This window comes from Pedobacter sp. A2324 (assembly GCF_059693705.1).
Map to the genome: position 1 here is coordinate 952,060 of NZ_JCASSK010000002.1, position 14,606 is coordinate 966,665.

General features: G+C 40.5%; 11 protein-coding genes and 1 tRNA gene. 8 read left to right on the forward strand and 4 right to left on the reverse strand.

All coding sequences use genetic code 11. From position 1 onward, the window contains the following. The first annotated feature begins 411 nt into the window (after nucleotides 1-411). Nucleotides 412-534 (forward strand): T9SS type B sorting domain-containing protein, encoded by a 123-nt coding sequence (locus tag AC570I_RS09260; protein WP_497405233.1) that lies wholly within the window; start codon nucleotides 412-414, stop codon nucleotides 532-534. 178 nt (nucleotides 535-712) lie between these two features. On the opposite strand, the gene AC570I_RS09265 is transcribed toward AC570I_RS09260, so the two are convergent. Continuing rightward, entirely contained in the window at nucleotides 713-1,315 is a 603-nt protein-coding gene (locus tag AC570I_RS09265) for a porin family protein (RefSeq protein ID WP_047799591.1), read from the reverse strand. A gap of 171 nt (nucleotides 1,316-1,486) precedes the next feature. Between AC570I_RS09265 and AC570I_RS09270 the strand changes: the two genes are divergently transcribed. The 4 genes from AC570I_RS09270 (at nucleotide 1,487) to AC570I_RS09285 (ending at nucleotide 7,735) form a co-directional block, all read left to right on the forward strand. Further along, entirely contained in the window at nucleotides 1,487-1,702 is a 216-nt protein-coding gene (locus tag AC570I_RS09270; RefSeq protein ID WP_047799590.1) for a hypothetical protein, read from the forward strand. A gap of 161 nt (nucleotides 1,703-1,863) precedes the next feature. Beyond that, nucleotides 1,864-3,555, forward strand: coding sequence for a S41 family peptidase (locus tag AC570I_RS09275; RefSeq protein WP_497405234.1), 1,692 nt, complete (start codon nucleotides 1,864-1,866; stop codon nucleotides 3,553-3,555). 14 nt (nucleotides 3,556-3,569) lie between these two features. Further along, nucleotides 3,570-4,898: an alpha-L-fucosidase gene (locus tag AC570I_RS09280; RefSeq protein WP_497405235.1), complete on the forward strand. Its 1,329-nt coding sequence runs from the start codon at nucleotides 3,570-3,572 to the stop codon at nucleotides 4,896-4,898. 230 nt (nucleotides 4,899-5,128) lie between these two features. Further along, nucleotides 5,129-7,735: a glycoside hydrolase family 2 protein gene (locus AC570I_RS09285; RefSeq protein ID WP_497405236.1), complete on the forward strand. Its 2,607-nt coding sequence runs from the start codon at nucleotides 5,129-5,131 to the stop codon at nucleotides 7,733-7,735. 65 nt (nucleotides 7,736-7,800) lie between these two features. On the opposite strand, the gene AC570I_RS09290 is transcribed toward AC570I_RS09285, so the two are convergent. The 3 genes from AC570I_RS09290 to AC570I_RS09300 all read right to left on the reverse strand — a co-directional run bounded on the left by AC570I_RS09290 (nucleotide 7,801) and on the right by AC570I_RS09300 (nucleotide 11,611). Then, complete coding sequence (locus AC570I_RS09290) at nucleotides 7,801-8,127, reverse strand: 2Fe-2S iron-sulfur cluster-binding protein (RefSeq protein WP_047799587.1); 327 nt, start codon at nucleotides 8,125-8,127, stop codon at nucleotides 7,801-7,803. Nucleotides 8,128-8,239: 112 nt separating this feature from the next. Beyond that, the gene (locus AC570I_RS09295) at nucleotides 8,240-9,250 is read right to left on the reverse strand and encodes an NAD(P)/FAD-dependent oxidoreductase (RefSeq protein WP_047799586.1); all 1,011 of its coding nucleotides are present in this window, start codon (nucleotides 9,248-9,250) and stop codon (nucleotides 8,240-8,242) included. 234 nt (nucleotides 9,251-9,484) lie between these two features. Further along, entirely contained in the window at nucleotides 9,485-11,611 is a 2,127-nt protein-coding gene (locus AC570I_RS09300; protein ID WP_497405237.1) for a prolyl oligopeptidase family serine peptidase, read from the reverse strand. Between the two features lie 150 nt (nucleotides 11,612-11,761). Between AC570I_RS09300 and AC570I_RS09305 the strand changes: the two genes are divergently transcribed. The 3 genes from AC570I_RS09305 (at nucleotide 11,762) to AC570I_RS09315 (ending at nucleotide 13,891) form a co-directional block, all read left to right on the forward strand. After that, a complete protein-coding gene (locus AC570I_RS09305; RefSeq protein ID WP_497405238.1) occupies nucleotides 11,762-12,505 on the forward strand; it encodes a UDP-2,3-diacylglucosamine diphosphatase in 744 nt (247 codons plus the stop codon). Nucleotides 12,506-12,641: 136 nt separating this feature from the next. Next, on the forward strand, nucleotides 12,642-13,715 hold the full coding sequence (prfA, locus tag AC570I_RS09310; protein WP_497405239.1) for a peptide chain release factor 1: 1,074 nt from the start codon (nucleotides 12,642-12,644) through the stop codon (nucleotides 13,713-13,715). A 102-nt stretch (nucleotides 13,716-13,817) separates the two neighbouring features. Then, nucleotides 13,818-13,891: transfer RNA gene (locus tag AC570I_RS09315), tRNA-Asp, on the forward strand. Nucleotides 13,892-14,606 lie beyond the last annotated feature (715 nt).

Genomic DNA, 14,606 nt, shown 5'->3' on the forward strand with positions numbered 1-14,606 from the left:
TTACCAAGCAGATGTTCCTCTATTTTTTACCTGGTTGGATGAAGACGGTAATCAAATCTCTAAAACCTAGAGAATGTCTTCCCAGGGACATATAGACTCATAGCATCAGATGGGGAGCGTTGTAGCAATGAGGCGGGACGTTTTATTGTAACTGAAGCAGCACTTCCTGTAATTGATTTAACAAAAATGCAAAGTTTTACCAGCTGTGATGGCAAAACTATAAGTATTATAGTAATTGACATAGTGGGCGTACACAACCTTTTCGTTATCAATGGGTAGATGGTAATGTACTTTCCGAAGAACTAATGTTTAAACAAATCGTACCGGGGATTTATCGTTTGCTGGTAACCAATCGGCTATGGGTGTGAAGTAAGAAGCGGCCTGATAAACTTTAAAAACCAGAATAAAGAAGTGCCCAGAGTACCTAATTCATTTACACCAAATGGGGATGGCATAAATGATATCTGGCAGATCGAGGGCGTTGAAAACTACCCTAACGCCGAATTTGTGGTCTTAAACAGAATAGGTAGCTGATTGTTTTACTCAAAAGGTTACACAAAAGCATTTGACGGGACTTTTAACGTGAAACCTCTTCCCGTTGATATTTATTATTACCTGATCGACTTGGTAAATAACTGAGGGACACTAAGTGGCATTTTGACAATTATTAAATAAAAAAGGCAACCTCGAGGCTGCCTTTGTATGTCATCTTTCAAAGAATCTTAAACCCTAAACTCAACTGAAACAAGTTTGGTTTCTGACTATACTTTTCGCTTTTGCTAATATTAGATAAACCAGCTTCGTAACGTAAGTCGACAGAAATTGCACCTACATCTACACCGGCACCTGCCTGTAAGCCCAATGCCTGGTTTTTGTAGTTATCAAAATCTGTAGCCTGCTGATAGGCCGAGCTAAAGCTGGAATTTTCATCCAATACAAATGAAATGACAGGGCCGGCCATTAAGCGGAAGTTTAAGTTTTTCGCACCGAATTTAGTTCCCAGTAAAACCGGCACATCTAATGTGGTAAATTTAACCTTACCTTCTGCAGATACCTCGGTTCCGTTATTTGTAGTCACACTAACAAATTTATTTCCTTTACTGCCAATGTAAGCTTCGGGCTGTACATAAAAGCTGGAGCCACCAATGCGTGCCCAGGCACCAATCTGGTAACCCAATCTGTTTTCTTCGCTGGCAAAATCAGCATTTATTTTGGCAAGATTTACACCTGCTTTAACACCGAGGTTAAAACTTTGTGCCTGAGCTGCTGCCCAACTTACTGTTAGGAAAACAACAGATAAAATGATCTTTTTCATAATTGATTTTTTTAGTTCAAAAGGCTTTAATATGTGTTTAGATTTTATAACGGCGATTTAACACAATTATCGTGCAGAAACTCTTTCTGCGCATAATTTATCATCCGCGCGATTAAAAGCACAATCCTTAACAAATATTTTTTATTACTTTTGCAGCAAATAAAAAGTGCTATGGCTAATTTTCAACTTACTTCAGAAACTGCATTTAAGGTAAAAACAAAGTTCTTACGTAAATACCGCGACCTTGCAAATGAGCCTTTGGATTTTACACCGGGTAATGAAGATCAGTTGGTGACAGATTTGATGCGTTTGGTTAAACGCGACCGCACTTATATTGAGTTTACCATTCAAAAAGCGTTAGCCGATACTAAGGGTAACAGATTGTAGTTACTAACCTTCGGGCCACCCCTATGGGTAACGCTTAATTTACCCACTTTCCTATTTTACTGTTTTTAATCCTTTGAGGTTTTTGTACATTTACTTTGTTTATAACCGAGCAATCCCGGCTATGCGCTGAGCTGTTTCATCGGATCTACAATCTAAAGGGAATGAAAAAATTAAAATATGTTCTTTTTGCAGCAGCATTCAGTGGTGCGGTTCTATCTTATTCTTTTAAAGAAGATTTGTTTCTGGTATCTAAGAACCTGGATATTTTTGCCTCCCTGTATAAGGAGATCAACATCAATTATGTTGATGATACCAATGCGCCCCAACTGATGAAAACGGGCATCGACGCCATGTTAGACAGCCTTGATCCTTACACGGAGTATGTACCTGAATCGGAGATAGAGGACTACAAATTAAAATATGTAAGTACGCAATATGGGGGAATCGGGGCCAGCACTGTATTCATCGATGGGAAATTGTTTGTGAACGACATTAGTGAGGGGTATCCGGCGAACAAAGGCGACATAAAATCTGGAGATCAGGTGGTAAGCATCAATGGCATTGCAGTAAAGGGTAAAGAGCGGCAGGAGATCAGCCAGCTCTTGCGTGGCCCGAAAGGTACCCCTGTGGATCTGGTTATCATCCGTGAGGGCAAAGAACTCAGTAAGAAATTGGTGCGTGATGAAATTAAGCAGCCTAATGTTTCCTATTCAGGGATGGTCGGGGATGGGATAGGATATATTAAACTAGATAAGTTTTTAGAAAACTCCGGACAGGAGGTAAAGGATGCCCTTGTTGCTATACAAAAAGAGAATCCAAAAGGTATAGTATTGGATTTGAGAAATAACGGAGGCGGTATTTTGCAGGAAGCGGTTAAAATTGTTAACCTTTTCGTGGGGAAGGATCAGCTGATTGTAACACAAAAAGGAAAAAATGCAGAAAAAACTATTGCATATAAAACACTATCTGCACCTATTGCGGCTGATTTGCCACTTGTGGTACTGGTAAATGGCAATTCTGCGTCGGCATCGGAAATTGTAGCAGGCTCGTTGCAGGATCTGGACCGTGGGATCATTGTTGGTCAGCGGAGTTACGGAAAGGGGCTAGTGCAGCAAACTTTCAATCTGCCGTATAACAGTCTGGTAAAGGTGACCGTAGCCAAATATTACACGCCTTCTGGCAGATGTATTCAAAAACTCGACTATGCACATAAAGATGTAAATGGCATAGCAGGACGGTTTGCAGATTCGGTAATGGTAATGTACAATACAAAATCCGGGCGAAATGTTTATAGTGGTAACGGCGTATACCCTGATGTGGTAGTGAGTGCAGATAAATTGAGCCCGATCACGATTGCGATGATTAACAAAAATCAGTTTTTCAATTACGCCAATCAATACCGGAAAGCGAATCAGAATGTAGCTTCTGCTAAATCTTTTCAACTAACTGATGCCGATTACACTGCCTTCACAAATGGTTTAGCAGATAAAGATCTTAGTTATCAAAGTCGTACGGAAAGGTTACTTGCCGAACTCCGTACAGAGGCAGAGAAGGAAAATAAGTCGGTAGAGGTAAAGAATGATTTGGATGATTTGAAGGCCAGATTAACTTCTGCTAAAAAGACCGACCTGGTAACGCATAAGGCTGAAATCAAGCGCGTACTGGAAACGCAGATTGTGAGTCGTTATTTTTATGAAAAAGGCCGCATTGAGCAAAGCTTTCAGTACGACAAGGAATTGGCTGCGGCTAAGAACCTGTTCACCAATCAGCCACAGATGCTCGCGATTTTAAAGGGTGATGGAAATTACAAGGTGATTGGAAAGCCATCAAAGGCTACTGCTTCTATTGATTAGATTAACCGGATGCCATGATGAGAAGACTTTCTTTTGCGATATTTTTATTGTTCTGGTTTATACAGCTTCATGCCCAGGATTACAGTCCATCTGCTACAAACCTGAAACAAAGGGAATGGTTCAGTGATGCCCGCTTCGGTTTATTTATTCACTGGGGCCCGTTCAGCATTCCGGGCAGTGGCGAATGGGTGATGAACGACAGGAAACTTACTGTGGCGAATTACAGTAACCTCAAAGACTTTTTTAATCCGGTAGAATTTAATGCAGCCCAATGGGTAAGCCTAGCTAAAAATGCGGGCATGAAATATATTACACTCATCACACGCCACCATGATGGTTTCAGTATGTGGGAAACGAAATATTCGGATTTCAATATTATGAATACGCCATACAAAATGGATGTGGTGAAAATGATGGCAGATGAATGTCATAAGCAAGGGGTTAAACTTTACTTATATTACTCATTGCTTGACTGGCGTCGGGAGGATTATCCACATGAAACCGGCCGTACGGGGCAATACTCTGCGAGAAAAGGGAAGGGAGATTATGCCAGTTATATTCAGTTTATGAAAAACCAGTTAACGGAGTTACTGACCAACTATGGTGAGATTGGTGGAATCTGGTTTGATGGGCACTGGGATCAGACTGCGCCGGAAGGTTCATCAGACAGAACATCGAGGATTGACTGGAAGTATAATGAAATCTATGGTTTAATACATAAACTGCAACCCCAGTGTATGATCGGTAATAACCACCACCTTACTCCCTTCGCCGGCGAGGATTTTCAAATGTTTGAGCGTGATTTGCCCGGAGAGAATAAGTCGGGGTTAAGTTTTCAGAAACCATCTGAGCAACTTCCATTAGAAACCTGCGAAACGATATCCAATTCGTGGGGATATAATTTAAGTGATACAGGCTACAAATCGTCAAAGGAACTCGTGCACATGCTGGTGAAAGCTGCAAGCCTGGGATCTAATCTGTTATTAAATATCGGTCCGATGCCAAACGGTAAAATTCAGCCTGAGTTTCAGCGCAGGCTAAATGAGGTAGGGGAGTGGCTAAAAATTAATGGTGAAAGTGTTTATGGTACGAAAGCCGGGTTTTTGAAACCTGAAAAAGCCTGGAGCATGACCCAGAGAGGCAATAAAATATATCTGCACTTTCTTAACTCTGACTATATTTCTGTAAGCTTTGCGCCCACAGGTTTTAAGAAAATCAAAAAAGCTTACCGCCTGCAGGGCGGAGTGCCTGTTAAAGTTATTTTCAAAAAAGGCAAGTATGAGATTTCTAATATCTATAGTGATCCTGCTATTGATAACGTGGTGGTATTAGAGGTGATTTAGGTCGTATTTTTGTTAAATATAGCTCGAAAGGCGAAAATATTTCATTATTTGGCGGGAAAAATCATAAAACGTTTTACTTTAGTAATTTATTGGCGTCGGAAATGATGTCGATGATTAATGACAGATACAGGTTGATACAAATCGTAGACAATACCCCCGGATTGATTGCGTGACGACTGGCCTGACCCATTTAACCGATGGTAATTAGTAAACTAAACAAATCAATGAACATGAGAAAAATTTTATTGCTGGGGTTAATCTGCTTTAGTCTTGTAGCTGGAGCGCAACAACGTTATGAACTTAATAAAGACTGGTTTTGCAGTAATATCAAGGATGTAAAAGTAAATGGCATTCAGCTTTCGGATGTGGCCTACCCGTTATCTAACTGGCTTCCGGCTACGGTACCGGGCACAGTGTTGACTACATTACTTAATAATCAAAAAGTTCCTGATCCGTTTTACGGGATGAACAACTTAAAGATTCCTGACATTTATCATACGGGAAACGACTATTATACTTATTGGTTTGTAAAGGATTTCAATGAAAAAGCCATTGGCAATGAACAGGTTTATCTGGAATTCCGCGGGATTAATTACAAAGCTGAGTTTTATCTGAATGGTAAAAAGGTAAATCCGCAAACGCATGTGGGCATGCACATTAGGGCAAAATATAACATTACCAGGCTTTTAAATGCTACAGGTAAAAACCGTTTGGCTGTTATTGTTTACCCGCCTGATTTTCCGGGTGACCCGAACGGCGGACAAGGTGGAGATGGTACCATTGCCAAAAATCTAACCACCCAATATACTGCGGGATGGGATTGGATTCAGCCCATCCGCGATCGGAATACCGGTATATGGGATAAAGTAACTATAGAAAAAACCAAAGGTATTAACATCCAGAATCCACACGTGGTGACGCTTGTTCCCGGAAAACGTTTGCCAGATTCACAACAGAAGCCTGCCATCATTAAAGTTTCTGTAGAAGTTGAAAACCCAACCGGGAAACCAGTTTCCGGTATTTTACAATATCAGATGGCAGGTAAAACGATAAGCAAAACTATCTCTGTTGCTGCAAACAAGAATACTGAGGTTGCCTTTGCAGATCTGGCTTTGGAAAATCCGAAGTTATGGTGGCCCAGTGGTTATGGTAAACAGGATTTGTATCCGATGAACATTAAGTTTATCATTGCAGAACAGGTGTTGGACCAGGAAAATCTGAATGTAGGGATCAGACAGATTGATAATATCTGGAATGAGCATACTCAAAGTATCGGTACCTATGTGAATGGGCAGAAAATTTTTATTAAGGGTGGTAACTGGATTATTTCGGATGCGATGCTGCGGTTTACTGATGCGCGTTATGATGCTGAAATCAGGTATCATAAGGATATGAACCTGAACCTGATCAGAATCTGGGGCGGTGCTATTCTGGAGCGCCCGGAGTTTTATAATGCCTGTGATAAATATGGCTTATTGGTTTTTCAGGATTTTTGGTTTAGTGGCGACTGTAATGGCCGTTGGGTAGATCCAATGAAAAAAGAAGATCAGTGGACCAGGCGGAATTATCCCGATAACCACCCATTGGTATTAACGGCGATAGAAGATCAGGTAAAAATGGTTAGAAATCATGCTTCTCTTGCCTTTTGGTGTGGTGGTAACGAGATTACCCCACCTGACGATATTTTAAATCCGATAAAGAATGACATTTTACCACGCCTTGATGGTACGCGCAAATTTTTTGACTTTTCAAACAGCGATGAAATGTCGTTCAATGCACTGGGTGGAAATGGTGATGGTCCATATGGTATACAAGATCCAAAACATTTCTGGGGGGTAAAGACATTTCCGTATAACTCAGAGGTTGGTTCTGTAGGCGTTGGTGATTACGAATCGCTTGAACGTTTTATGCCAAAAGAAAATATGGTATCGCCACAGTTCGGAAGTAAGCTGGATTCGGTATGGGATTACCATAAATATATTGGTTATGATCAATACATTAATCCTTATGGTAAGGCTAAAGATGCCAGGGATTTTGCAATGAAAGCTCAGCTGGTCAATTACGATCAGTATCGTGCGCTTATGGAAGGTTTTTCAAATAAGATGTGGGACTGGTACACTGGCTCCATTATCTGGAAAACACAAAATCCGTGGACTGCATTACGTGGACAGATGTACGACTATTACCTGGACCCCAATGCCTGTTTGTATGGTCTACGTAAAGGCAGTGAGCCATTACACATCATGATGAACCCATTAGACAGCATGGTAACTGTGGTGAATAACGGACTAACCGACCTGACTAACCTGATGGTTCAGGCAAAGGTTTATGATATGGACGGTAAAGATTATTTTTATTCGCAGGCATTTAATTCTATCGGCTCATCATCAGTACGCAGGTATTTTCCATTAACCGACTTTCTGAAAAAGCTTGATAAAAAAGAAGGTGTTTTTGTTTCATTGAAACTTTTAAATATTAAGCAGCAGGTTATCAGTGATAATATTTACTGGCTTGCAGGTAAGGACGGGGAGTATTCAGGCCTGAAAAATATAAAACAAGCGGCATTAAAAGTTACTGCTGCTAAGCAGAAAAGTAATCAGGTTAGTGTAACGCTGAGTAATCCATCAGGTAACCCGGTGGCCTTTTTTAACCGTGTTGCTTTGATTGAAAGCGGCACAGGCAAACGGATATTGCCGGCATTTTACGATGATAATTATGTGAGCGTTCTTCCTGGGGAAAGCAAAACGATTACCATCGAATATCCTTCCGGCGGAAGTAATTTATCAATCGAATATTACGGCTGGAATGTTGAGCGACAAAAAATAGCCATTCAATAGCTGAAGGCACAAAAAAGGCGATACTGTTTGCAGTATCGCCTTTTTCATTTATCATATTTTCCTGGTTAACTTACCCCATGTAATTTTACTTTCAAGCCATCCATATTATTATTTAACTGCAACTGGCAAGCTAAACGTGAATTAGGTAACAGGTCTGGTAAAGTATCGAGCATGGCGTATTCATCATCCGTCATTTCGTTTAACTTCTCTTCGCCTTCCAAAACATCTACACAGCAGGTTGCACATAGGGCCATTCCGCCACAAGTGGCTAAGATATCGTATTCTGATGCCTTTAGAAATTCCATCAGACTTAAGCCCATATCAGTTGGTGCTTCGTGTTCTGTAACTGAGCCATCCGGCTCCTGCATGTATATTGTAATGTTGTTCTCCATTTTGCTCGCTTATAGGCGCAAAAATAACTAAAACTGCGAAGCATTCATGAATACAATTGAAAAAAACAACAGATTCATAATAGTTTTTATTAAAATAATATTAGCGCAAAGCTTAAAATTCTGAAACTCCGTTTACAGTTGTATATTTCATGGTATACTTAACACCGGGATTCATATAGGAATAAGCACTATGACTCATTAGTGCTGCTTCATGGAAACCGCAAAGAATCAATTTCAACTTATTTGTATAGGTATTAATATCACCAATGGCATAAATTCCCGGTATGTTAGTAGAATAATCATCTACATTAACCTCGATTGCACTTTTACTGATGTTTAGATTCCAGTCTTCAATTGGGCCTAACTTTGGACTTAAACCAAACAATGGAATTAAGTGATCAGCATCTACAACCGTTTTTTCCATGGTACGGTTCTGCACAATCTCCACTTTTTCAAGTTTATCAGTTCCGTGTACAGCCTGTAAATTGCTGTTTAAAACCAGGTTGATTTTTCCGCTTTCTGCCAGAGCCATTACTTTAGCTACCGAATCTGGTGCACCACGGAAGCTTTCACTTCTATGTACCAGGGTAAGTTCAGAGCAAACTTCAGCAAGATAAATCGTCCAGTCTAATGCAGAGTCCCCACCGCCCGCAATTACCATTTTCTCGCCACGGTATTTCTCAGGATCAAGGATCATGTAGTTAACACCCTTGCCGTTTTCAAAATTCTCCAGGTTTTCAACTGCTGGTTTACGTGGTTCAAAACAGCCTAATCCACCTGCAATTACAACCACTTTAGCCTCTATAACAGTGCCCATGTTAGTCGTCAGCACAAAATCGGCTTCACCACGTTTTTCTAAACCTTCGATCCGCTCACCTAATGTAAAGGTCGGATGAAAGGGTTTAGCCTGCTCCATCAGGTTGTCAATTAATTCCTGAGCCAAAACCGATGGATAACCTGGGATATCGTAGATTGGCTTTTTAGGGTAAATTTCAGAAAGTTGTCCACCTACCTGCGGTAGATAATCAATCAGGTGACAACGCATTTTCAATAAACCGGCTTCAAAAATGGCAAATAAACCAACCGGACCGGCGCCTATTACGGCTATATCTGTAGAGATCATTCTAAAAAAATTTGACGCAAAGTTACTAAATAAACCATTACAATGTTTTCTATTTAGAAATATTCTAGATAATTCTGTAATGTTTTTCTATTCAATATTTTATATGCTTTAACTTGAATTAAAGCAAAACTTAATGTTTTTTTAACGTTCAGAGCGAATTATAATTGGTCTATGGGTTTGGTAGATAATGGCGGAGTTTGCATTCTATGTGAACGCATTACTTCACGTGATTGCTTACCAGGACATCCCTAAATTTTGAAATACAAAGCTCCATACATCACTGGCTTCTTCAATCATTTTTGTTGTTGGTTTACCTGCCCCATGGCCCGCTTTGGTTTCAATCCGGATCAACATTGGGTTGTTTCCTTTGTATTTTTCCTGTAATGTAGCCGCGAACTTAAAAGAGTGTGCAGGCACTACACGGTCGTCGTGATCTGCTGTGGTAATCAATGTTGCAGGATAATTTATGCCTGATTTTATGTTGTGTAGCGGAGAGTACCTGATCAGATAATCAAAGTCTTCCTTCTTATCACTTGTGCCATATTCCACTGCCCATCCCCAGCCGACTGTAAACTTGTGGTAGCGAAGCATATCTAAAACGCCTACGGCAGGCAAGGCTACTTTGAACAGGTCGGGACGTTGGGTCATGCAGGCACCCACCAGCAAGCCTCCGTTTGAACCTCCCGAAATGGCAATTTTATCTGCACTGGTATATTTCTCCTTAATGAGGTATTCTGCGGCAGCGATGAAATCGTCGAATACGTTTTGCTTTTTGCTCAGCATTCCACCTTTGTGCCAGGCTTCGCCATATTCACTTCCTCCACGCAGGCTTGGTTGCACGTAAATTCCACCTTTTTCCATAAACAACATTCTTGATAAGCTAAAGGCGGGCGTGAGGCTGATTTGAAATCCTCCATAAGCATATAAGTAAAGAGGATTGTTACCGTCAAGTTGGATTCCTTTTTTATGAACAATAAACATCGGCACTTTCGTTCCGTCTTTAGATGTATAGAATACCTGTTTGGTTTCGTAATTTTCAGTGTTAAATTTCAGCTCTGACTTTTTATACAGCTCAGATTCAGCCTTATTAATTTCATAACGGTAAATTGTTCCGGGTGTAGTAAAATTGGTGAAGGTATAAAAGAACTCTTTATCCTCCTTGTAACCACCAAATCCACCAACGGTGCCAATATCAGGTAATTTCACATCCCTGATTTTTTTGCCCGACAAATCAAACTGAACAATATTTGTACTGGCATCTTTCAGGTATGAAGCCCATAAAAAACCACCTCCGGTACCGATACCTTCGAGCGCAAGTTTAGATTCAGGAATAATCTTTTGCCAGTTTTTGGGATCTGGGTTTTTGGGATCGATTGAAACAACCTGTTTATTTTCGGCATCAAGATCAGTGTTCAGTAATAATTTGTCATCCACATTATCGATAATACTATGGTTATTTTCGTAGCCCTTAACCAATATGGCAAGTTTGCTTCCTGCGGCACTCAGATCCTGATAGTATAGTGCATTTCCTGATGTTCCTGCACTGGCGTATACGATCAAAAAACGTTCATCTTCGGTAACACTGGCTCCAAAATATAAGTTTGGGTTGGTTTTGTCCTCAAAAATCAATTGATCGTCTTTTTGCTGATCGCCGAGTTTGTGATAATATACCTTTTGAAACTTATTGGCTGCTGAAAGATCAGTACCCTTAAACGGTTCATCGAATTTGCTATAATAAAAACCATCGCCTTTCCAGGCTGCACCAGAGAATTTTGTCCATTTTAGTTCATCGCCGAGTTTCATTTTTGATGCCACCTCCATTACATATATATTGCTCCAGTCTGAACCGGCCTGTGCAACAGAATAGGCTACGTATTTTTTATCATGAGAGAAACCCAATAGAGAAACCGCTGCAGTTCCGTCGGCAGTTAAGGTATTGGGGTCAAGAAAAACCTGCTCCATTCCATCCAGTCCTTTTTTTATAAACCAGATACTTTGATTTTGGAGTCCGTTGTTTTTGGTAAAGAAATAGTAATCCCCAACTTTAAATGGTGCTGACTCTTTAGGGTAGTTCCATATTTCTGTCAGCCTTCTCTTCATGTCATCACGATAGGGAATTTGTGACAGGTAGTTTTGGGTAACCTTATTTTCAGCCTCTACCCATGCTTTTGTTTCTGCGGAAGTGTCATTTTCCAACCACCTGTAGGGGTCGGCAACGGTTGTTCCGAAATAATTGTCGGTGGTACTATCTTTTTTCGTTTCAGGATATTTCATTCTTGTGATATTTTCTGCGGGCTTTTTGCTTTCATTACAGGCAAACAGCGTGAATGCAAATAAGCTTAATAGAATTTGTTTTTTCATAGAAAGGAAAATTTATTTACTAATATATGTTTTTCCATTGGGTTGGTTATGCTATGTACCTCAATGTTCATTTGGGGAATTTGTTTTATATTGCAATTGGATGGTGCGACTTCAGACTCCCAACTTTTTCATTTACCTTTGAAGCTGCGCATGGCCAAGAACATTTATTTTGCATCTGATTTTCATTTAGGCACTCCAAATTATGAGGAAAGCCGTGCCCGTGAAGCGCGTATTGTAAGCTGGCTTGAATTTATCGAGCCAAATTGTAGTGAGCTATTCTTAATGGGCGATATTTTCGATTTTTGGTTTGAGTATGCCAAGGTGATTCCCAAAGGTTTTATCCGATTGCAGGGGAAGCTGGCCGCTATGGCCGATTCCGGAATCAAGATTTATTTCTTTAAAGGCAATCACGACATGTGGGTTCGGGATTATTTTGCTCAGGAAATTGGAATGGAGATCATTAGTGATGAGCTGGTGATTGACCGTGGCAATAAAAAATTCTATCTGCATCATGGAGATGGTTTGGGTCCGGGTGATGCCAAATATAAATTCTTGAGAAAAATATTTAGAAGTAAGCTTTGCCAATGGCTTTTCGCGCGGTTGCATCCTAATTTAGGTATTGGAATTGCCAATGCCTGGAGTCAGGGAAGCAGGGCTGCTCAAACGGTGCAAGAAGTTTTTTCGGGTGTTGATCGCGACTGGCTGGCCATTTATGCAAAAGAACAATTGCAGAAACAGCATTTCGATTATTTCATATTTGGGCACAGGCACCTGCCTTTAGATCTTGCCCTGGGAAATGGTAGCAGGTATGTTAACATAGGAGAGTGGTTAACTTACAGTTCGTATGCCGTTTTTGATGGTATTGACTTAAAACTTGAATACTACAAATCATAATAATAGTTTATTCAGGGTTTAATGTTTTCGGCATAGGTTATTTGTGCGTTCAAACTAATTCAGCTTTTTTCCTTATTTTTGCATTTCTTAAGATTTCGGGGTTACTTAATTTTAAGGATTTCAATTAGAATATATTATGTTAGATAAATTAGAAGCTATAAAACTACGTTGGGAAGATGTAGAGGAATCGTTGAGTAATCCGGACGTGATTCAGGATATGAAACGTTTCGCAGCTTTAAATAAAGAATACAAGGATTTAGGCAAAATTGTAGATGAATATAAAGTCTACAAAAATGTGATGAGTAATATTGATGCCAATAAAGAGATTTTAGCGACCGAAAAGGATGCTGAAATGCGGGAGATGGCAAAAGAAGAGCTGGATCTGATGTTGGCTCAGCAGGATGAAATGGAGAGCCGTATCCGGCTGATGTTGATTCCTAAGGATCCGGAAGATGCTAAAAATGCGGTATTTGAGATTCGTGGTGGTACAGGTGGAGATGAGGCTGCGCTATTTGCAGGGGATTTATACCGGATGTACACTCGTTATTTTGAAACCAAGGGCTGGAATGTCGAAACGGTGGATGTAACTGAAGGTACGGCTGGCGGTTACAAGGAGGTGATTTTAAAAGTGAGTGGGGAAGACGTTTATGGTCAGCTAAAGTATGAAAGTGGTGTGCACCGTGTACAGCGCGTACCTGATACGGAAACCCAGGGTCGTGTACATACTTCTGCTGCTTCCGTTGCCGTTTTACCTGAAGCAGAAGAAATCGATTTATTCATTAATCCTGCTGACATTGAATTACAGACATCCCGTTCGGGTGGTGCTGGTGGACAGAACGTGAATAAAGTGGAGACGAAAGTACAGCTCACGCATAAGCCATCTGGAATTGTAGTGGTTTGTCAGCGTGAGCGATCGCAATTGGGTAACCGTATTATTGCGATGGAGATGTTGCGTAGCAAGCTTTATGATATTGAATTGCAAAAGAAAAATGGTGATATAGCGGCTAAACGTAAAACGATGGTTTCTACGGGTGACCGTTCTGCGAAGATCAGAACCTATAATTATCCCCAGGGACGTGTGACCGAGCATCGTATCGGATTGACACTTTATAATCTTCCTACCATTATGGATGGGGACATTCAGGAGATCATTGATGCATTACAGTTTGCTGAGAATGCAGAGAAAATGCAGGAAGGCGCTGGTAATTAGCGCCTTGTGATTTTTTTAAAAAAAAGTTTGCGAATTAAGTTATAGTCTCTATATTTGCATCCTCGAAAGAGAAAGAGGTTCTAACTTTAAAGGAGAACAAAAGGAGTGGTAGTTCAGCTGGTTAGAATGCCTGCCTGTCACGCAGGAGGTCGCGGGTTCGAGTCCCGTCCATTCCGCAACAAAGCCTTAACTTGAAAAAGTTGAGGCTTTTTTGTTTCGATGCCATTTCAATTCTACTTTAGGTTTTTCGATTAGTTTCATGTATTTGCAATAGGTGTTTGGTTCGTGTTTCGCAGTACCATGGCACTTAACAGATAGGTACCACAAAGGAACAAGGTAGGAACAAGAAAGGAACATGCTAGGATCAGGAGCCTATAAAAGTGCCATCTTATTGGGTTGAAGGCCGATTTTGGGTGCTTTTATCCTAGCGGAATGCTGGAAACGGGGTTTTGTGAGTTGGATTTTGGGGTTATTACTGCTTTCGATGTTGGGTGTGCTGTAGCCTGGTGTCGGTGAACCAGGGAATAGAGCGCTTAAATGATTATACCACAAAGACACAAAAGGATACAGGAAAAGTGAAGCTTATATATAGTGTTCTTTTCCTGCCGGGGCTTGCAAACAACCCAAAGCGATAAATGTTTTAATGGCGGTTAAATTTTTCTGGTTGAAAAACAGTGGTTTAGGAGAAAGAAGGAGTTAATAGCTGAAATATATTTTGGGTGGTGGTTATTTTTCCTACCTTTGCACTCCGCTTCGGAGGAAGATGGGGATGGCTGAAGGGCCAGATTGAAAAGAGAAGAAAACGTTAACAGAAAAATAAAAAATTATTTTATTTGGAAGTTAAAAAAAGTTTTCTACCTTTGCACTCCCAACCGAAAGGAAGGGAAGAAA

What these genes read in the sequence shown, in the direction of transcription:
- AC570I_RS09305 (WP_497405238.1), top strand. Translation starts at nt 11,762, where the DNA reads ATGGCCAAGAACATTTATTTTGCATCTGATTTTCATTTAGGCACTCCA.
- AC570I_RS09280 (WP_497405235.1), top strand. Translation starts at nt 3,570, where the DNA reads ATGATGAGAAGACTTTCTTTTGCGATATTTTTATTGTTCTGGTTTATA.
- AC570I_RS09300 (WP_497405237.1), bottom strand. Translation starts at nt 11,611, where the DNA reads ATGAAAAAACAAATTCTATTAAGCTTATTTGCATTCACGCTGTTTGCC.
- AC570I_RS09285 (WP_497405236.1), top strand. Translation starts at nt 5,129, where the DNA reads ATGAGAAAAATTTTATTGCTGGGGTTAATCTGCTTTAGTCTTGTAGCT.
- prfA (WP_497405239.1), top strand. Translation starts at nt 12,642, where the DNA reads ATGTTAGATAAATTAGAAGCTATAAAACTACGTTGGGAAGATGTAGAG.
- AC570I_RS09275 (WP_497405234.1), top strand. Translation starts at nt 1,864, where the DNA reads ATGAAAAAATTAAAATATGTTCTTTTTGCAGCAGCATTCAGTGGTGCG.
- AC570I_RS09290 (WP_047799587.1), bottom strand. Translation starts at nt 8,127, where the DNA reads ATGGAGAACAACATTACAATATACATGCAGGAGCCGGATGGCTCAGTT.
- AC570I_RS09270 (WP_047799590.1), top strand. Translation starts at nt 1,487, where the DNA reads ATGGCTAATTTTCAACTTACTTCAGAAACTGCATTTAAGGTAAAAACA.
- AC570I_RS09265 (WP_047799591.1), bottom strand. Translation starts at nt 1,315, where the DNA reads ATGAAAAAGATCATTTTATCTGTTGTTTTCCTAACAGTAAGTTGGGCA.
- AC570I_RS09295 (WP_047799586.1), bottom strand. Translation starts at nt 9,250, where the DNA reads ATGATCTCTACAGATATAGCCGTAATAGGCGCCGGTCCGGTTGGTTTA.